Annotated in this window: 19 protein-coding genes; 3 read left to right on the top strand and 16 right to left on the bottom strand. The window is 70.0% G+C overall.

The features are described 5' to 3' along the window. The first annotated feature begins 6 nt into the window (after positions 1–6). Both K3N28_RS14720 and pgl read left to right on the top strand, forming a co-directional pair. Positions 7–951, top strand: a complete 945-nt coding sequence (locus K3N28_RS14720) for a glucose-6-phosphate dehydrogenase assembly protein OpcA (RefSeq protein WP_228093305.1) — start codon at positions 7–9, stop codon at positions 949–951. After that, positions 948–1,691: a 6-phosphogluconolactonase gene (pgl, locus tag K3N28_RS14715; protein ID WP_228093304.1), complete on the top strand. Its 744-nt coding sequence runs from the start codon at positions 948–950 to the stop codon at positions 1,689–1,691. The genes K3N28_RS14720 and pgl overlap by 4 nt, the downstream gene beginning before the upstream one ends. Before the next feature lie 110 nt (positions 1,692–1,801). On the opposite strand, the gene K3N28_RS14710 is transcribed toward pgl, so the two are convergent. Continuing rightward, positions 1,802–2,155, bottom strand: coding sequence for an RNA polymerase-binding protein RbpA (locus K3N28_RS14710; protein ID WP_228093303.1), 354 nt, complete (start codon positions 2,153–2,155; stop codon positions 1,802–1,804). 257 nt (positions 2,156–2,412) lie between these two features. Further along, on the bottom strand, positions 2,413–3,336 hold the full coding sequence (locus K3N28_RS14705; RefSeq protein ID WP_228093302.1) for an NADP-dependent oxidoreductase: 924 nt from the start codon (positions 3,334–3,336) through the stop codon (positions 2,413–2,415). A 245-nt stretch (positions 3,337–3,581) separates the two neighbouring features. On the opposite strand from K3N28_RS14705, the gene K3N28_RS14700 reads away from it, so the two are divergent. Further along, on the top strand, positions 3,582–4,247 hold the full coding sequence (locus K3N28_RS14700) for a class I SAM-dependent methyltransferase (RefSeq protein ID WP_228093301.1): 666 nt from the start codon (positions 3,582–3,584) through the stop codon (positions 4,245–4,247). A 235-nt stretch (positions 4,248–4,482) separates the two neighbouring features. Here the strand turns inward: K3N28_RS14700 and secG are convergent, their stop codons facing one another. From secG to K3N28_RS14630, 14 genes are all read right to left on the bottom strand, one after another. Next, entirely contained in the window at positions 4,483–4,731 is a 249-nt protein-coding gene (gene secG / locus K3N28_RS14695) for a preprotein translocase subunit SecG (protein ID WP_228093300.1), read from the bottom strand. 314 nt (positions 4,732–5,045) lie between these two features. Further along, positions 5,046–5,831, bottom strand: coding sequence for a triose-phosphate isomerase (gene tpiA / locus K3N28_RS14690; protein WP_228093299.1), 786 nt, complete (start codon positions 5,829–5,831; stop codon positions 5,046–5,048). Positions 5,832–5,906: 75 nt separating this feature from the next. Continuing rightward, positions 5,907–7,103 carry a phosphoglycerate kinase gene (gene pgk / locus K3N28_RS14685; protein WP_228093298.1) on the bottom strand — a complete coding sequence of 399 codons (1,197 nt, stop codon included), beginning with the start codon at positions 7,101–7,103 and terminating at the stop codon, positions 5,907–5,909. Positions 7,104–7,110: 7 nt separating this feature from the next. Next, positions 7,111–8,106 (bottom strand): type I glyceraldehyde-3-phosphate dehydrogenase, encoded by a 996-nt coding sequence (gene gap / locus K3N28_RS14680; protein ID WP_228093297.1) that lies wholly within the window; start codon positions 8,104–8,106, stop codon positions 7,111–7,113. A 392-nt stretch (positions 8,107–8,498) separates the two neighbouring features. Further along, positions 8,499–9,485: a DNA-binding protein WhiA gene (gene whiA / locus K3N28_RS14675; RefSeq protein ID WP_255640278.1), complete on the bottom strand. Its 987-nt coding sequence runs from the start codon at positions 9,483–9,485 to the stop codon at positions 8,499–8,501. Positions 9,486–9,488: 3 nt separating this feature from the next. Continuing rightward, entirely contained in the window at positions 9,489–10,421 is a 933-nt protein-coding gene (gene yvcK, locus K3N28_RS14670) for a uridine diphosphate-N-acetylglucosamine-binding protein YvcK (protein ID WP_228093529.1), read from the bottom strand. A 144-nt stretch (positions 10,422–10,565) separates the two neighbouring features. Beyond that, positions 10,566–11,465: an RNase adapter RapZ gene (rapZ, locus tag K3N28_RS14665; protein ID WP_374209785.1), complete on the bottom strand. Its 900-nt coding sequence runs from the start codon at positions 11,463–11,465 to the stop codon at positions 10,566–10,568. 94 nt (positions 11,466–11,559) lie between these two features. Beyond that, on the bottom strand, positions 11,560–13,452 hold the full coding sequence (gene uvrC / locus K3N28_RS14660; RefSeq protein WP_228093294.1) for an excinuclease ABC subunit UvrC: 1,893 nt from the start codon (positions 13,450–13,452) through the stop codon (positions 11,560–11,562). 37 nt (positions 13,453–13,489) lie between these two features. Next, the gene (locus K3N28_RS14655; RefSeq protein WP_228093293.1) at positions 13,490–14,422 is read right to left on the bottom strand and encodes a serine protein kinase RIO; all 933 of its coding nucleotides are present in this window, start codon (positions 14,420–14,422) and stop codon (positions 13,490–13,492) included. A 337-nt stretch (positions 14,423–14,759) separates the two neighbouring features. Next, positions 14,760–15,566 (bottom strand): ABC transporter permease, encoded by an 807-nt coding sequence (locus tag K3N28_RS14650; RefSeq protein ID WP_228093292.1) that lies wholly within the window; start codon positions 15,564–15,566, stop codon positions 14,760–14,762. Next, entirely contained in the window at positions 15,556–16,344 is a 789-nt protein-coding gene (locus K3N28_RS14645) for an ABC-2 family transporter protein (protein ID WP_228093291.1), read from the bottom strand. Before K3N28_RS14645 ends, K3N28_RS14650 begins: the two co-directional genes overlap by 11 nt. A gap of 1 nt (position 16,345) precedes the next feature. Next, entirely contained in the window at positions 16,346–17,167 is an 822-nt protein-coding gene (locus K3N28_RS14640; protein ID WP_228093290.1) for an ABC transporter permease, read from the bottom strand. Then, positions 17,160–17,957 carry an ABC-2 family transporter protein gene (locus tag K3N28_RS14635; RefSeq protein WP_228093289.1) on the bottom strand — a complete coding sequence of 266 codons (798 nt, stop codon included), beginning with the start codon at positions 17,955–17,957 and terminating at the stop codon, positions 17,160–17,162. The genes K3N28_RS14640 and K3N28_RS14635 overlap by 8 nt, the downstream gene beginning before the upstream one ends. Positions 17,958–18,039: 82 nt before the next feature. Then, positions 18,040–19,038 carry an ATP-binding cassette domain-containing protein gene (locus K3N28_RS14630; RefSeq protein WP_228093288.1) on the bottom strand — a complete coding sequence of 333 codons (999 nt, stop codon included), beginning with the start codon at positions 19,036–19,038 and terminating at the stop codon, positions 18,040–18,042. Positions 19,039–19,087: the final 49 nt, after the last annotated feature.

Here is a 19,087-nt window from a genome sequence, read left to right as displayed (position 1 = left end):
CTGGACGTGCATCTGAAGGACACCACCACCGGCGACATCATGAAGGCCCTCAGCGGCCTGCTGCACGAGGTCGGCGGCACCTCCGGTCTCGCGCTCAACCTGGTCGCCCTGACCACCGAGGACGAACGCGAGGAGGTCGAGAAGGCCGCCTCCGTCGCCTCGCAGGAGCACCCGTACCGGCTGATCCTGGCGATCCCCCGCGACCTGGAGGCCGCTGAGCCGCGCATCGACGCCGAGGTGACCGTGGGCGAACGGCTGGGCTCCGCCGAGGCGATCATCCTGCGCCTCGACGGCCCCGCCGCCTCCCATCTGACCTCGATCGTGCTGCCCATGCTGGCCTCGGACGTCCCGGTGGTCACCTGGTGGCTGCTCGACCCGGTCCGGTACGGCCTGGAGGCGGAGCTGCGCACCTTCGCGGACCGCCGCATCACGTACTCGGCCCGCGCGGCCGACCCCGTGGAGTCGCTGTACCGGCGCGCCGAGACCTACACGGCCGGGGACACCGACATCTGCTGGACCCGGATCAGCCTGTGGCGCTCGCTCATCGCCAGCGCCTTCGACGGGGTGAACCAGGCGGTCGAGCACATCACCATCAAGGCGGACGACGACGACCCGTCGGCGCAGCTCATGGCCGCGTGGCTTCACACGCGCCTCGGGGTGTCGCCGGAGATCGTGGACACCGAGGTCGAACGGAACTCCGAGCACCTCCCCGCGATCGCCTCGGTGGCGTTCACGATGGACGGCGGCGAGACGATGGAGGTCCAGCGGGAGGCCGACGGCACCACGGTGCTGCGCCAGGCGGGGCTGCCGAAGCGCCGCCAGACGCTGCAGGGCCGCACGTTGGGTCAGCTGCTCGCCGAGGAGCTGCGGCACATCGACCCGGACACGGCGTACAAGCGGGTGCTCGACACGTTCCAGGAGCACTACCAGGCCGAGCGGGCGAACGCATGAGCCGCTCGGGTGCCGTGATCGTCCACGACGACGCCGAGGTCCTGGCCGAAGCGGTGGCGGCGCGGTTGATCAACCGGCTCGCGGACGCGCAGGCGCACCGCGGGGAGGCCTCGATCGTGCTCACCGGCGGCCGGATCGCGGCGAGGGTCTACGCGAACGTCCTGGCGTCGAACCTGCGCGGGACCGTCGACTGGTCGCGTGTGGACTTCTGGTGGGGCGACGAGCGGTTCCTGCCGTCCGGCGACCCCGACCGGAACGAGACGCAGGCCCGGGAGGCGTTCCTGGACCGGCTGCCCGTCGACCCGGCGCGGGTGCATCCGATGGCGGCCGCCGACGAGGCGGACACGCCGGAGGAGGCGGCCGAGCGGTACGAAGCGGAGCTCGCCGCCTCGGCGGGCGGTTCCGGTGTGCCGGCGTTCGACCTGCTGCTCTTGGGGATCGGCGAGGACGGGCACGTCGCGTCGCTGTTCCCGGGGAACCCGGCGCTGGAGGCCGCGGGCACGGTTGCGGGAGTGCGCAACTCCCCCAAGCCGCCGCCTGAACGGGTCTCGCTGACGATGCCGGCGATCAACACCGCCACGGCGGCGTGGATCATCGCCTCCGGCGAGGGCAAGGCCGCAGCGGTCGACGAGGCCCTCGCGAAGCGCGAGCTGCCCGCCGGCCGCGTCGAGGCGCAGGGCCACACGCGGTGGCTGATCGACAGGGACGCCGCGGCGCAGCTGAAGCACCTCGAGTTCTGATAGACGCGGAAGGGCCCGGATCGTCCGATCCGGGCCCTTCGGTGTGTCAGCGGCGCATCGCCCAACCTTGCGATGTCGTGCCGTCCGGCGCGGTGGTGGGGACCGCCCGGCTAATAGAGGGAACGTTCGCCGCGTGCGGCGGCGCGGGCGGCGAGGGCTTCGGCGAGGAGGTCTTCGGCCTCCTCCTCGCTGCGGCGCTCGCGCACATAGGCGAGATGCGACTTGTACGGCTTGGCCGCCTGGCGGGCGGGAGGGTTGCTCGGGTCGAGGCTGGCGGGCCACCCGCAGCAGGTGCAGTCCCATTCCTGGGGCACGTCCACGTAGAGCGCGAAGGACCGGACGGTCTCGTGTCCGTTGGCGCACCAGTACGTGACGTGCTGCCGGGGCACCGGCTCGCCGCGTTCCGAGTGGAGTCCCGGGGTGGCGCCGATTCGAGTGCCTCGGATGGCTTGTCCGTTGGACATATGTGTGATCGCTCCTCAACAGACGGGGGATCTGGATGTCGACCGTGGACACCTGCGCGAGGCAGACGTCGCCATGACCGCAGTGGAGGGAATCCGCGGGAGGGAGACCGCGCGAACCCCCTGCGTGTGGTCATGGAGTCACCGGTCGGAGCGGCTGGGGCGCCGCCCTCAGCAATTCTATGACGTAAGGCACACACTGTAAAGACGATCACGAATATGTTTCACAGGAAGTGAGGAGTCGGACGCTGACACCGCCCTTATGCCAGGCGCAGGACGATCTTCCCGCGGACGTGGCCGGACCGGCTCGCGCGCCACGCGTCGGCGGTGCGCTCCAGCGGATAGGCCTCCGCGATCGGGACCGTGAGCCGGCCGTCCTCGACGAGATCCGCCAACGTGCGCAGGTCCTCGGGCGTGACGTCGATGAACACGTACTTGCCGCCCTTCTCGCGGACCGCCGGGTCGGCGACCGAGACGACCCGCGAGGGCTCGGTGCCCGCCGCGATGGACACGTCGACGGCGTCCCCGCCGATCGCGTCGACCGCCGCGTCGGGCCCCTCGGGCGCGAGCCGCCGGATCCGCTCGAGCAGGCCGGGGCCGTACTCGATCGGCTCGGCCCCGAACGCGGCGAGGTAGTCGTGGTTGCGGGCGCTGGCGGTGCCGATGACGCGGGCGCCGCGGGCCCGGGCGACCTGGACGGTGAGCGTGCCGACGCCGCCCGCGGCGGCGTGGACGAGCACGGTGTCGCCCTCCTTGACGCGCACGGCGTCGAGCGACTGGACCGCGGTGAGGCCCGCGAGGGACAGCCCGCCCGCGGAGTCCCGGTCGAGCGAGGCGGGCTTGTGGGCGATCATGTGCGACTCGGCGACGATGTACTCGGCGTAGGCGCCCCACTTGGCGACGGGGCGGCGCACGTAGCCGAACACCTCGTCGCCGACGGCGAAGTCCGTGACGTCGGAGCCGACTTCGGCGATCACCCCGGCGGCGTCCCAACCGGGGATGAGCGGGAACTCCCCCGGGATGACGGAGTCGAGGTATCCGGCCCCGAGCTTCCAGTCCACGGGGTTGACCGAACTGGTCTTGAGTCGAATGAGGACTTCGCCGGCCGACCACGACGGACGGGGAAGATCGACGACTTCGCGACCGTCGGCCCCGCCATAGCGAGGCAATGCCACTGCCTTCATAGAAGGCATACCACCACGAATCGGCCGAAGGCAGGCGAAGTTCGACGATCGCGAGGAGTCCCCCGTCAACTGTCGAAGTGTCGCGACTCCGGGTTCCCCGGGGCCGGGTCTGTGGAGGCGACAGCGCGGCGGCATTCGCTCCCGGCCCCACTTCGGTTGCCGGGCCGGCCCAGGTCGCGGGCCGGTCGCCGACCGCTTCGTGCCGGCGGCCGGCGCGATGGCGATGACGGACTAGGTTGTCGGGCATGACCACAGACGACTGGGTGGCCGATACCCGAACCTCTTACGACACCGTCGCTGTCAGCTATACCGACCAGTTGCGCGACGCCATCGCCGGCGGCCCTCACCTTCGCGCCGCTTTGGCGGTGTTCGCCGAACAGGTGCAGACCGCCGGCGGAGGGCCCGTGGCAGACGTCGGCTGCGGGCCCGGGCACGTCACCGCCCACCTGCACCGCCTCGGTGTCGACGCCTTCGGCATCGATCTCTCTCCGGGGATGATCGACGTGGCCCGGCGCGACCACCCCGACTTGCGGTTCGAGGTGGGCTCGATGACCGACCTGCACCTGAGCGACGCTTCGGTGGCGGGCCTGCTCGCCTGGTGGTCGTTGATCCACATCCCCGACGAGGAGGTGCCGACCGTCTTCGCGCACTTCCGCCGGGTGCTGCGTCCGGGCGGACCGTTGCAGATCGGGTTCCACGTCGGTGACACTTCGCGGCTGAAGACGGAAGGGTATGGAGGCCACCCCATGTCGGTCCACGTTCACCACCGTCAGCCCGACAAGGTGGCTTCCTGGATGCGGGAGGCCGGCTTCGTGATCGAGGCCCAGTGGCTGTGCGACCCCGACGAGGAAGTCCCGCAAGCGTTGCTCTTCGCACGCCGCCCCGCCGAAGCGGCAGAGGCTTCCAGTTGATCCCGATGTAGAGCGCGAACAAGATGCCTCGCAGGCGCTTCCGGTCGTCCAGCGGGACCGGCCCCCGTTATCGGCGGCCCGAACGACTCTTACCCGGTTGTCGCCCCGTCAAGAGCTCGGCAGTCAGCGGTCGCCCCGCCGGCCGAAGATCATTGTCGAGGCGCAGCGAAACGGCCCGCCAGAGCGATGCTCTGGCGGGCCGTCCGTTGAAGTCTGCGGGTAAGGCCTGTCGCTGCTAGACCAGGGTCCGCAGGAGGAGGCCGAAGGCCACGATGCAGGCGAACCAGATGACCCCGACACCGATGGTGATGCGCGTGAGGTTCTTCTCCGCGACCGAGGATCCCGACGCGACCGAGGACATGCCGCCGCCGAACATGCTCGACAGACCGCCGCCCTTGCCCTTGTGCAGGAGCACCATCAGGATCAGCACTGCGCTGGACAGCAGCAGGAGGATCATCAGGGCGTAACTCAGAACCGTCGTCATCGGTGATCGGGTGTCCTCTCAGCAGTTCTGGCCTGTCATGGGGCGTGGGCCACGGCCGAGTCTAGCGGTTTGTCAGGCGGACCTGACACTCGCCCTCGCCCATTTCGAGGCAGAATCCGCTGCTACCAGCCGACTTGCCTGGCGAGGGGATGGCGTGACCGTCATATGGATATGACAGTCCCAGGGGCGCCACCGAAATGCGAGGAGCCGCCGTACGACGTTGTACGGCGGCCCTGCTTCACGCCCCAGCGCCTTGCGGCGCTGCGGGCAAATTTCCTTACGCTCCCGCGTGTTCCGGGCTGAGCTCAGTCGCCCTACGCGCCGGCGTGCTCGGGGAAGCGCACGATCTTGGCGAACTCCTCGGCGTCGAGGCTCGCGCCGCCGACCAGGGCGCCGTCGATGTCCGGCTTGCCCATGATCTGCGCGACGTTCGAGGACTTCACCGAACCGCCGTACAGGATCCGGACCCGCTCGGCCACGGCGCCGAACTTCTCGCCCAGCGCCTGACGCAGCGCCCCGATGACCTCCTGGGCGTCCTCGGGGGTGGCCGTGCGGCCGGTCCCGATGGCCCAGACGGGCTCGTAGGCCACGACGACCTTCTCGAGCTCTTCCTCGGTGAGGCCGTCGACGGCCGCGATCAGCTGGCTGACGGTGTGCGGCACGTGGTCGCCCGCCTCGCGGACGTCCAGGGCCTCGCCGACGCACAGGATCGGGCTGATGCCGTTGTTGAGCGCCTGGCGGACCTTCGCGGCCACCAGCTCGTCGCCCTCGTTGTGGTACTGCCGGCGCTCGGAGTGGCCCACGGCCACATACGAGCAGCCGAGCTTCGCGAGCATCGAACCGGCGATCTCGCCGGTGTAGGCCCCCGACGGGTGCGCCGACAGGTCCTGGGCGCCGAAGCCGATGGTCAGCTTGTCGCCGTCGACGAGCGTCTGCACGCTGCGGATGTCGACGAACGGCGGCAGGACGACGGTCTCGACCGCTTCGAGCTGCTCACGCGTGAGACTGAAGGCCAGCTTCTGCACCAGCGCGATCGCTTCGAGGTGGTTGAGGTTCATCTTCCAGTTGCCGGCGATGAGCGGCTTGCGGGTTTCAGACATCGGCGTTCACTCCGGTTTCGGGAGCGGCGTCGCGAAGCGGCGCCGGCTGGGCAAGGCGACGGGTGTGGGCCATGTTCACTGCTCCAGTGCGTCCAGGCCGGGCAGGGTCTTGCCTTCGAGGTATTCGAGGCTCGCCCCTCCGCCGGTCGAGATGTGGCCGAAACCGTCCTCGGGCAGGCCGAGGGTGCGGACCGCGGCGGCGGAGTCGCCGCCGCCGACCACGCTGAACGCCTCGGAGTCCACGAGCGCCTGCGCGACGGTCTTGGTGCCGGCGGCGTAGTCGGGGAACTCGAAGACGCCCATCGGGCCGTTCCAGAACACGGTCTTGGCCGCGGCGATCCGGTCGGCGAAGAGCGTCGCCGACTCGGGGCCGATGTCCAGGCCCATGCGCTCGGCCGGGATGGCGTCCACGGCCACGGTGAGCGGCTCGGCGTCGGCGGCGAACTCGGCCGCGGTGACGGTGTCGACCGGCAGCAGCAGTTCGACGCCCAGTTCCTTCGCGCGCTCGAGGTAGGTCTTGCAGACCGCGATCTGGTCCTTCTCGAGCAGCGAGGAGCCGACCTCGTAGCCCTGGGCCGCGAGGAAGGTGAACATCATGCCGCCGCCGACGATGAGCGTGTCGACCTTGTCGAGCAGGTTGTCGATGACCGCGAGCTTGTCGGAGACCTTCGCGCCGCCGAGGACCACGACGTACGGGTGCTCGGGGCTGCCGGTGAGCTTCGAGAGGACCTCGACCTCTTTCGCGATGAGCCAACCCGCGTAGTGCGGGAGGAGCTTCGCGACGTCGTAGACGGAGGCGTGCTTGCGGTGGACCGCACCGAAGGCGTCGTCCACGTACACGTCGCCGAAGGCGGCGAGCTGACCGGCGAACTCGGCCCGCTGCGTGTCGTCCTTGCTGGTCTCGCCCTTGTTGAAGCGCAGGTTCTCCAGTAGCAGGACGTCGCCGTCGGTCTGGGCGACGGCCTTGGTCTCGGCGTCCGTCCCGACGGTGTCCGCCGCGAAGGCGACCTCGCGGCCGAGGACCTCGCCGAGGCGCTGGGCCACGGGGGCCAGCGAGAAGGCGGGGTCGGGCTCGCCCTTGGGGCGGCCCAGGTGCGAGCACACCACGACGCGGGCGCCGGCCTCGGCCAGGGCCTTGACGGTGGGCGCGACGGCGCGGATGCGGCCGTCGTCGGTGATGTTCTTCCCGTCGAGAGGGACGTTGAGGTCGGCGCGTACGAGTACGCGCCGACCGTTGACGCCCTCCTTCAGGAGTTCGTCGAGCGTCTTCATCGGATCGTTAACCGACCAGTTCGACGAGGCTGACGAGGCGGTTCGAGAAGCCCCACTCGTTGTCGTACCAGCCGAAGACCTTGACCTGGTTGCCGATGACCTTGGTCAGGAGGCCGTCGATGATGCACGAGTGCGGGTCGGTCTCGATGTCCTTGGAGACGATCGGGTCCTCGGTGTACGCCATGATGCCCTTGAGCGGGCCCTCGGCGGCGGCCTTGAGCGCGCCGTTGACCTCTTCGGCGGTGACCTCGCGGGAGGCCTCGAAGGTGAGGTCGGTGATCGACCCGGTCGCGATCGGGACGCGCAGCGAGTAGCCGTCGAGCTTGCCGTTGAGCTCGGGCAGCACCAGGCCGACGGCCTTGGCGGCGCCGGTCGTGGTGGGCACGACGTTCAGGCCGGCGGCGCGGGCGCGACGCGGGTCCTTGTGCGGGCCGTCCTGCAGGTTCTGGTCCTGCGTGTAGGCGTGGATGGTCGTCATCAGGCCCTTTTCGATGCCGATGGCGTCGTTGAGGACCTTGGCCATCGGGGCCAGGCAGTTGGTGGTGCAGGAGGCGTTCGAGATGATGTGGTGGCTCTCGGGGTCGTACTTCTCGTGGTTGACGCCCATGACCACGGTGAGGTCCTCGTTCTTCGCCGGAGCGGAGATGATGACCTTCTTGACGGTCTCGCCGAGGTGCGCGGCGGCCTTGGTGCCGTCGGTGAAGAAGCCGGTCGACTCGATGACGACGTCGGCGCCGACCTCGGCCCACGGGATGTTGGCGGGGTCGCGCTCGGCGAACGCCTTGATGGTCTTGCCGTTGACGGTGATCTCACCGGCGCCGACCTTGACCTCGTAGGGGAGGCGACCCAGGATCGAGTCGTACTTCAGCAGGTTTGCGATGGTCTCGGCGTCGCCCAGGTCGTTGTAGGCGACCACTTCGATATCGGCACCGGAGGCGAGAACCGCCCGGAAGAAGTTGCGTCCAATGCGGCCGAAGCCGTTGACGCCAACGCGGATGGTCACGTGCCCATCTCCTCGCTAGAACAGGATCGGATATTGACTGAGACCGAGGGAGGTCTCGTACGCGATCCGTTCAGCCGAATAGCGACGGTGGAACAGATCGCTGTTCGGCCTCGTCGCCGAGCACTTTTCGAACCTACCGCGGCAGTTCCTGAACGCGCTGCGGCCGGTTCCCCCCGATCATGTCACACCCGGAACAAGGGTGTGACATCGCGGTTAAGCGTAGCCCTTCGGTGCCGCCGCGATGCCGCGTGCCGCGCCCGGAGACGGCAGGTCGCGGGCGTCTCAACCGGCGGCATCGGCCGATGAGGGCTGTTTCGGCGACGACGCCGCCGGGGCCGAGCACGCCGGCCCGGCGCGTTCGGCGGCCACGTGGACGAGGCGGCCGGCGGGTGTCAGCCGACGAGGGCTTCCTCTTCGGCGACGACGTCGTCGGGGCCGGGGATGCCGGCTTCTTGGGCGCGTTTGGTGGCCATGTTGATGAGGCGGCGGATGCGCCCGGCGATGGCGTCCTTCGTGAGCGGCGGGTCGGCGAGCGCGCCGAGCTCTTCGAGGGAGGCCTGGCGGTGGTCGAGGCGCAGGCGCCCGGCGGAGGCGAGGTGCTCGGGGACGTCGTCGCCGAGGACTTCGAGGGCGCGGGTGACCTTCGCGGCGGCGGCGACGGCGGCGCGGGCGGAGCGGCGCAGGTTGGCGTCGTCGAAGTTGGCGAGGCGGTTGGCGGTGGCGCGGACTTCGCGGCGGACGCGCCGCTCCTCCCAGGTGAGGACGGAGGAATGGGCGCCGAGTCGCGTGAGCAGTTCGCCGATGGCGTCGCCGTCGCGGATGACGACGCGGTCGACGCCGCGGACGTCGCGGGACTTCGCGGTGATACCGAGGCGGCGGGCGGCGCCGACGAGCGCGAGCGAGGACTCGGGGCCGGGGCAGGTGACCTCGAGGGACGAGGAGCGGCCGGGTTCGGTGAGGGATCCGCGGGCGAGGAAGGCCCCGCGCCAGGCGGCCTCGGCGCAGCACGGGTAGGCGCCGACGACGTGGTTGGGCAGGCCCCGGACGGGGTAGCCGCGCTGGTCGGTGAGGCCGATCTGCTTGGAGAAGGCCTGGCCGTCGGCCATGACGCGCAGCAGGTAGTGGTTGTTGCGGCGCAGGCCCGCGGCGACGAGCACGTGGATCTCGGACTCGTAGTGGTAGAGCTGGTCGATCATGCGCTTGGCGCGGCGGGCGACGTTGCCGGCGTCGACTTCCGCCTCGACGACGACGTTGCCCTGGCCGACGAGGTGGAGGCCCCCGGCGAATCGGAACAGCGCGCCGAGTTCGGCGCGCTGGCAGCAGGACTTCGTCACCTCTATGCGACTGAGTTCGTCCTTGACCTCAGAGGTCATCGCCATTCGTCAACCACCAACTTCGCCCGACCGATCATCGATCAACAGATTTCCCAAAACGGCGGCCAGTGCGGCGACGTCGTGCGTCACGCCGTCGGCGGCGAGGTCCGCCGCGACCAGCTCGGCCTCCAACGATTGTGCCGCACTGTTCAACGATCCGGGATCGACGAGGGTTCGGGCGTCGCCTGAGACGACGTAGTGAAACCGAACACCTTCGGCGTATCGGCGCAGCGTGTCGAGGTGACCGGAGAGGGTCAGGCCGTCGGTCTCCTTCTCCTCGGAGAGGTTGAGCACCACGATCCGGCGGGCCCGGGAGGCGCCGATGGCCTCGCGGAGGTCGGGCAGGAGCAGGTGCGGGATGACGCTGGTGTACCAGGAGCCGGGGCCGAAGACGTGCCAGTCGGCGTCGGCGACGGCCTGGAGGGTCTCGGGGCAGGCGGCGGCGTCCGAGGGCAGGAGGCGCACGTCCTTGACGTTGCCGTCGGCCACGGCGACGTCGTGCTGGCCGAGGATGGTGCGGCTGCCGGAGTCGTCGACGAGGTCGGCCTCGATGTCGAGCGGGGTGCAGGACATCGGGAGGATGCGGGCGCGGGAGCCGACGATGCGCGCGGCGGCGTCGAGGGCGACCACGGGGTCGTCGTGGCGTTCGAGCAGCGAGGTGAGGACGATGTTGCCGACGGGGTGGCCGGTGAGGAAGTCCTGGCCGCCGAAGCGGTGCGAGAACAGCGCGACCGCTTCGGCGCGGGCGGGGTCGGCGGTGGCGACGAGCGCCTTGCGGAGGTCGCCGGGCGGCAGCACGGGGCGGGCGGCGCGGATGACGCCGGAGGAGCCGCCGTCGTCGGCGACGGTGACCACGGCCGTCAGGTCGATGTCGAGCCTGGTGAGGGCGCGGAGCGAGGCGGAGAGCCCCCGCCCGCCGCCGAACGCGACGACTTTGAGCATCAAGCGGTTACCTCGGTATCGGGATGCGGGGACGCCCGACGCGAGCGAACGGTTCGCGCCGGTCCGAGCGGCGCGCCGACGCGGGGCCCGGCGGGACCGCCGGGGCGGCGCTGCCGCCCGTGACGGATCCGCCGAGCGCGTCGGTCACTCGTTGCCCCGGTCTCGGTGGTGGGTGTTCGCGGGGAACCCGGCGGCGTTCAGGCGCTTCGCCAGCGCTTCGGCGATGGCGACCGAGCGGTGCTTGCCGCCCGTGCAGCCGATGGCGATCGTCATGTAACGCTTGCCTTCCCGTTCGAACCCTTGGGTGGTGCCGAGCAGCAGGGAGGCGTAGGCGTCGACGAACTCCTCGGCGCCGTCCTGGCCGAGGACGTAGTCGGAGACGTCCTGGTCGGTCCCGGTGTACTCGCGCAGGGTGGGAACCCAGTACGGGTTGGGAAGGAATCGTACGTCAGCGACGTAATCGGCGTCGCGCGGGATGCCGTACTTGAACCCGAACGACAGGCACGTGAACTGGAGTCCCGCGGACGAGGGCGCGAGGAAGGCCTCCTCGACGCGGGACCGCAGCTGGTTCTCGTTGAGGTGCGTGGTGTCGAAGAGCGTGTCGGCCGAGTTGCGGGCCGGTTCGAGGAGGCGGCGCTCGGCGGCGATGGCGTCGCCGAGGAGGCCGTCGCCTTGGAGGGGGTGGGCGCGGCGGACCTTCTCGAAGCGGCGGATGATCACGTCGTCGTCGGCGTCGACGAACACCAGGTGCGGTTTGAAACCGGCCTTGCGCAGGTCTTCCACGACGCCCACGAGGTCGGCGGTGAACGCGCGGGAGCGCACGTCGAGGACCATCGCGGTGCGCCGCACCTCGTCCCCCCCGGCCGCCGCCAGCTCGGCGGCCTGGCCGACGAGCGATTCGGGGAGGTTGTCGATGACGTAGTAGCCGACGTTCTCCAGCGCTTGGGCCACCGTCGAGCGGCCGCCTCCCGAGATGCCGGTGACGATCACGAGGTCCAATTCGCTGCGGTCGGACGAATCCACATGCACTGCTGCCACACCCATAAGTCAAGTATCCCCGAGTTCGTTCCTGCCGCCGTGGTGACACGGCGTCGGCGTCGCACGCCGAACTGACAAGCGTATAGCTACCAGCCGCGTCTCAAGCCCCGCTGTCGTCGGGATTACGCAGATGTGTCTGCAAGGCCTCGGCCAGTTTCGGCCCGATGCCGGGCACCGCCTCCAGATCCGCCAGTTCGGCCTCCCGGATGCGCTTGACGGACCCGAACTGCTTGAGGAGGGCCTTGCGCTTGGACTCGCCGAGGCCGGGCACGCCGTCGAGCGCCGAGGTGATGAGGCTCTTGCGCCGGCGGGTGCGGTGCAGCGAGATCGCGAAGCGGTGGGCCTCGTCACGGACGCGCTGCATGAGGTACAGGGCCTCGGAGGTGCGCGAGAGGATCACCGGGTAGTCCTCGCCGGGGAGCCAGATCTCCTCCAGGCGCTTGGCGAGCCCGGCGAGGTTGATCGTGTCGATGCCCAGTTCGGCGAAGACCGCTTCGGCGGCGGCGACCTGCGGCTGGCCGCCGTCGACGACGAGCAGCTGCGGCGGGTAGTGGAAACCGCGCTTGGGCTCCTCCGCTTCGGCGCCTTCTTCGGCGGGCGAGCCGAGCGGCTGGTCGGCGAGCTTCGAGAGGCGCCGGCGCAGGGTCTCCTGGAGGGAGGCGAGGTCGTCCTTGCGTTCGCCCTTGATGACGAAGCGGCGGTACTCGCTCTTGCGCGGCAGGCCGTCCTCGAAGACGACCATGGACGCGACGACGTCCTCCCCTTGGGACTGGGAGACGTCGTAGCATTCGATCCGCAGCGGCGCCTCGGGCAGGTCGAGGGCGTCGGCGAGCTCTTCGAGGGCCTTGGAGCGGGCGGTGAGGTCCCCGGCGCGCTTCAGCTTGTGGCGCTGGAGGTTCTCGACCGCGTTCTTCTCGACGGTCTCGGCGAGCGCGCGCTTGTCGCCGCGGCGCGGCACGCGCACGTCGACCTTCGCGCCGCGGCGCTCGGTGAGGAGCTCGGCGATGGCCGCGGCGTCGTCGGGCAGGGCCGGGACGAGGACCTCGCGCGGGACCACCTCGTTCTGCTCGCCGTAGAACTGGAGGCAGAAGCGCTCGACGATGCCCGGCAGGTCCACCGGTTCGGCCTTGTCGATGACCCAGCCGCGCTGGCCGCGGATGCGGCCGCCGCGGACGTGGAAGACCTGGACGGCCGCTTCGAGCTCGTCGTCGGCGACGGCCATGACGTCGCAGTCGACGTCCTCGGCGAGGACGACGACCTGCTGTTCGAGGACCTTGTCGAGCGCGGCGAGGTCGTCGCGGAGGCGGGCGGCGCGCTCGAACTCGAGGGCCTCCGAGGCGTCCTGCATCTCCTTGAGGAGGCGCCGGCGGACCGGGGCGGTGTCGCCGGACATGAAGGCGCAGAAGCCGTTCACGAGTTCGCGGTATTCCTCGGCGGTGATGCGGCCGACGCACGGGGCCGAGCACTTGCCGATGTCCGCGAGGAGGTTGGGGCGGCCGATCCGGTTGCAGCGCTTGTACTCGGAGTCGGAGCAGGTGCGGATCGGGAAGACCCGGGTGAGCAGGTCGAGGGTCTGGCGGATGGCCCAGGCGGACCCGAACGGCCCGAAGTAGCGCACCCCTTTGCGGCGGGAGCCGCGCATGACCTGGGCGCGCGGGAACTCCTCCCCCACGGTCACGGCGAGCCAGGGGTAGGACTTGTCGTCCTTGAACATGACGTTGAACCGCGGGTCGTACTCCTTGATCCAGGTCCACTCCAGTTGGAGGGCCTCGACTTCGGTGGCCACCACGGTCCATTCGACGCTGCGGGCGGTGGTGACCATGCGGCGGGTGCGCTCGTGCAGCCGCGTCTCGTCCGCGAAGTAGGAGTTGAGGCGGTTGCGCAGGTTCTTCGCCTTGCCGACGTAGATGACCCTGCGGTCGCGGTCCCGGAAGCGGTAGACGCCCGGAGCGGTCGGGATGGTGCCGGGGGCGGGACGGTAATCAACTGCCACACCACAAGGATATGACCCGCCCCCGACACTCCCGCCGCTACGGCATGGCCGCCAGCGCCTGCAGCTCCGCCTGCAGCGCGTCCACCTCGCCGCGGGGGATGCCGCGCGCGGTGAACCAGGACCCGAGGTTCTCGACGTCCCTGCTGAGGAAGCCGAAGCCCAGCGGGTTGGCGTAGAGGTCGACGACCTGCGGGAGGTCGAGGACGACGAGGCGGCCGTCGTGGACGACGGTGTTGTACGCCGAGAGGTCGCCGTGCGCGAAGCCGAGTTCGGTCATGCGCCGCAGCGCCTCGGCGGCCTGCTCCCACAGGCTGTCGAGCTCGTCCTCGTCGGGTCGGGTCTCCGCGAGCCGCGGCGCGGCCGCGCGTCCTTCGCCGATGAACTCCATGAGGACCTCCCGGCCGAGGACCTGCACCGGGTAGGGGACCGGGACTCCGGCCGTGTAGAGGCGCTTGAGCGCGTCGAATTCGGCGGCGGCCCAGCGCGTGGCGGCCTGCTCGAGGCCGAACGTGGTGCGTTTGGCCATGGCGCGGACGTCGCGCGAACGCTTCGCGCCGCGGCCGGCCATGTAGTCGCCGGCCCGGTTGAACTGGGTGTGCTCGGCGCTGCGGTAGCGCTTCGACGCGAGGACCACGGCCCGGTCGGTGCCCGGGACGGCCCGTTCGATGAGGAAGACGTCGGCTTCCTTGCCGGTCTTGAGGATGCCGAGCTCGTAGTCGACGGCGCCGTGGTCGGTGACGACCCACTCCGGGAGGGGTTCGGGGCCGCGCTGGAGCGGCTCGGACTCCCACCAGATGGTCCAGCGGTCGCCCTCGGGCGGGCCGTCGTCGACCGGGCCTTCGTCGAACTCGGTGCGCATCTCCTCGAACCGGGCCCGGTCCTCGGCGGCGAACACCTCGTCGTCGTCGAAGGCGCGACGGCGGCGCTTGGTGGATTGGAAGGTTTCAGAGGTTTGCTGCTTGCGAGGCAAGGTGACAGGCTCCTGTGTGACGGTGCTTCTGAGAAGCGACCGGCGGCACGCGAACGCTACAGCGCGCCGACCGGAGGTGAACTGAACTTCGAGGCGGGGTTGCAGACAACGACAGCCATCAGTCACACCTCCAATCCACAAGAGTCCCAAGGCGACGCGCCTCGGGCAACAGCGATGATGCTAACGGCGCGGGCTCGGATCGCGCAAGTGGTTTTTCCCGCGCGCGGCCGGCCGCCTCAGTGACCGGCGGATTCGTTGACCCGCCGGCCGCTGCGGCGGAGCAGACCCGTCAGCGCGACGAGGGGCGAGGGCCGCGGGCGAACGCGCGGCGGTCGCGTCAGTGGCCCGCGGAGTCGTAGGCCTTCAGCCCTGTCCGGAAGACCCCGACCGCGAGGCAGGCGGTCACGGCGGCCACCACCGGCGGGGCCGCGATCCACCACGGGTCGAGCTTGCCGGTGAGGATCTGGACCGGGATGAAGCTGGCGAAGGCCAGCGGCAGGCCGAAGGTGAGCGTGAGGCGGACGGCCGCCGGGTAGATCTGGAGCGGGAAGCGCATGGCCTCGTTCTGGAGTTCGGCGAGCATGAACCCCGTGACCGGGTGGCGGCCCTTGACCCAGAAGTTCACCGCGTTCGCCATCGTCAGCAGCGAGGCCTGGACGACCGCCGCGCACAGCAGCAGGAAGAGCGCCACGGGGATCGCCGCGAGGCCGAGTCCGGCGCCGATCCAGCCGACGGCCATCATCACGACGCCCAAGGTGACCTCGCCGAAGACCTGCATGCCCACGTGTTTCGACGCGACCTGGACGAGGACCGGCGCGGGGCGGGTGATCCGGTAGTCCATGTCGCCTTCGACGATGAGCTTGCCGGTGTCCCAGATGCCGTCCCAGAACAGGGCCGTGGAGCCCCAGGAGGTGGCGAGGAACCCGGCGAGGACGAGCATCTCGTGGTAGTTCCAGCCGGCGATGGCGTTGACGTTCGCGAACAGGATGCTCAGGAACGCGAACAGCATGACCTGCCAGAAGGTCCCGGCGAACGCCATGACCCAGAAGTCGGCCGGGTATTCGGCGATGGAGCGGAGGTAGGCGCCGATCGAGCGGCGGTAGACGCCCGCCGCGTGGCGGGCCGGGCGCGCGTCAACCGCCATGGATGGTCACTTTCTTGACGAGCCCGCCCCAGATCAGGCGGCCGGCCGCCCAGAGGCCGACGGCCCAGGCGGCCTCGGCCGCGATGAGGCCGAGGGCGCCCGCGGTGTCGACGCGGCCGAGGTAGATCGAGGCGGGCGTGGTGGTGAAGTGGACGAACGGCATCGTCCAGGAGAGGACCTGCAGCCAGCCCGGCATGAGCGCGAGCGGGACCATCATGCCGGAGAAGAACGCGACCATGCTGTCCTTGGCCCACTGGATCCCGAGGTACCGCTGGGTCACGAAGCAGGTGAGGATCGAGAGGTAGCTGATCCCGAACGCCAGCGGGAAGATGAAGAGCAGGCTGAACGCGGTCAGGGCGCCCGCGAGCGGCGAGACCGGCGGCGCGGGCTGGAAGATCAGCACGGCCGCCGCGGTCCCGAGGACCGCCGCGGGCACCGAGGCGGTCATGCCGCCCATGTACTCGGCGGCGCGCGCCCGCTGGAAGTCCACGGGCTTGGTGAGGTCGACGGCGACCAGGCCGTCGAGGATGCGGTTGGCCATCTCCCAGTCCGAACCGGCCCACGCGAGCGTCCCGGTGAGGAAGCCGATGATGAGGTAGGCCTTCATGGCCGGCCAGTCGTAGCCGCCCAGTTCGCCGTCCCCGATGAGGTGGTTCCAGACGGCGAGGCCGGCCAGGAGCGACCATCCTCCGAAGAGGATGGAGAAGACCCAGGTGGTCTTGTACGCGATCTTGCGTTTGAACGAGATGGTCGCGAGCGCGACGTCGACGCTTGCCATGTCAGTGTCCCGACGAGTCGTATGAGCGCAGGCCGAGCCGGTAGACGCCCGCGGCCAGCGCGAGCGACGCCGCCGCGGTCAGCGGCGTGCCGATCAGCCACCACGCGGACAGGTGACCGGTGAGGACGGCGACGGGCACGAAGTTGACGAACGCGACCGGGACGACGAACAGGGTCACGATCCTGACGGCGGCGGGGAAGATCCCCAGCGGGAGCCGCATCGACTGCCCCTGCAGGTCGATCATGAGGAACGCGAAGATCGACATCGGGCCCTTGACCCAGAAGTTGACCGCGCACAGCGCCGTCACGAGCGCGCACTGGATGACGCTCGCGCAGACCAGCGCCAGCGCGCCGACCGGGAGCCAGGCGAGGCCGAGTCCCGCGCCGATCCAGCCGTAGCCGAACATCGCGAGGCCGAGCAGGATCTCGCCGAAGGACTGCAGCCCGAGGTGGGAGGACGCCACTTGGACGACCACGGGCGCGGGCCGGGTGATCCGGTAGTCGATCTCGCCCCTGACGACGTAGCTGCCGGTGCTCCACACGCCGTCGGCGAACAGCGCGTTCGCGCCGCCCGCGACGCTGAGGAGCCCGGAGAGCAGGAGCATTTCGTGGAAGCTCCACCCGGCGACGTCCGGGACGGTGGCGAACAGGACCGCCAGGAACGCGAACTGGAGGAGGTTCCACGTGGCCCCGGCCGAGGCCATGACCCACAGGTCGGCGGGGTATTCGAAGACGGACCGGATCTGGGCGGCCAGCGACCGCCAGTAGATCGCGAAGACGTGCCGCACCGGCACCGAGCGTTTGAGCGCGAAGGCCTCAGCCACCGTGCACCGTCACTTTCTTGACCGCGTGGCGGAAGACGAGGCGGCCCAGGAACCACAGCCCGACGGCCCATGCGGCCTCGGCCGCGATGAGCCCGAGCGCTCCCGCGGTGTCGACCCGGCCCAGGTAGATCACCGCGGGCGTGGTCGTGAAGTGCGGGAACGGCAGGGCCCAGGCGAGGGTCTGGAGCCAGCCGGGCATGAAGGCCAGCGGGATCATGAGTCCGGAGAAGAAGCTGAGCAGGGCCTCGCGCAGCCACATGACGCCGAGGTACCGCTTCGTCCAGAAGCACACCAGGACCGAGAGGTACGTGATGCCGAAGGCGAGCGGGAACACCAGCGCGAAGCTCACGGCGGTGAGCGCCCCGGCGAGCGGCGTGGCCGGACCCGGAGGGTCGAACAGCAGCCACGCGCCGAGGACGCCGGCCACCGCGGTCGGGGCCGTGGAGATCATCGAGCCGATGTACTCCGCGGCGCGGGCCCGCTGGAAGTCGACCGGCTTGGTCAGGTCGACCGCGATGTGGCCGTCGAGGATGCGGTCGGCCATCTGGAAGTCGGCCGCGCCGAAGACCATGGTGGCGGCGACGAAGCCGATGATCGTGTAGGCGCGCATCGAGTCCCAGTCGTACCCGGCGAGCGTGCCGGAACCGAGCAGGTTGTGCCACATGGCCATCGCGATGAGCATCGAACCGCCGCCGAGGGCGAGCCCGAGGGCCCACTGGGATTTGTACGCGAGCCGCCGCTTGAACGAGACGACCACGAGCGCGCGGTCGACCGCGTGGGCGTGGCTCATCGTCGTTCACTCCGGTTCGGTGCGAGCGGTCGGATACGGCGGGCGCGCCGGGTGTCCCGGGACGGGCCGGGCGGTGCGGGGCTCATTCGGTGAGCTCCCCCGCGTACAGGCGGCGGATGACGTCTTCGATGCTCGGTTCGGAGAGCGACAGGTCGCGCGGGGCGAGCCGGCTCGTGAGGCTGCCGAGCACTTCGGCGGTGGTGAAGCGGTTCGACTCGTACGTGACGACCACTTCGCTGGGGGCTTCACCAGCGGCCCAGTCGTAGTCGGGGAACTTCTCGGCCAGGACCGGCACGTCCGCCGGGCCCTCCAGGAACAGGTGCACGGTCTTGGTCGTGATGTAGTGGGCCTTGAGCTGGCGGATCGGCCCGTCGTAGGCGATGGCGCCCTTGTCGATGACGACGATGCGCTCGCAGACCTCCTCGATGTCGGCCAGGTCGTGGCTCGTCAGCAGGAGCGTCGTGCCGTCGTCGGCCATCTCGCGCAGGAACGCCCGCAGGCGGTCCTTCACCGAGATGTCCAGGCCGATGGTCGGCTCGTCGAGGTAGACCATCTTCGGGTCGTGGATGAGCGCGCACGCGAGGTCGGCGCGCATCCGCTGCCCGAGCGAGAGGGTCCGGGCGAGCGCGGGCATGAACTCGCCGAGGTCGAGCAGCGCGTCGAACCTTGCAATTCGGGCGCGATAGTCGGCGTCCGAGACGCCGTACATGTGCTTGAGGAGCTTCAGGGACTCCTCCACGGGCAGGTCCCACCACAGTTGGGTGCGCTGGCCGAAGAGGACGCCGATGTCATGGGCGTTGGCGATCCGCTCGGCGTGCGGGTCGCGGCCCATCACGCGGACGGTGCCCTCGCTGGGCTTGAGGATGCCGGTGAGGAGCTTGACGGTGGTGGACTTGCCCGCGCCGTTGGGGCCGACGTAGGCCACCGACTCCCCCGCCTCGATCGACAGGTCGATCCCGTTCACCGCGGTGTAGTTCTTGTACTTGCGCTGCATCAGGTGCGTGACGGCGCCCTTGAAACCCGAGGCCTTGTCGGGCCTGCGGAAGTTCTTGGTGAGGGATCGGGCTTCGAGAATCGGCATGCGTCAACCGTAGGAAAATGCGGCGGCGATGTTCCACCCGTTTTCCGTT

This window comes from Glycomyces sp. TRM65418, assembly GCF_019710475.1.
Classification (GTDB): domain Bacteria; phylum Actinomycetota; class Actinomycetes; order Mycobacteriales; family Micromonosporaceae; genus Glycomyces.
The sequence above is the reverse complement of the archived record's forward strand: the minus strand, read 5'-3'. Positions and strand labels throughout refer to the sequence as shown.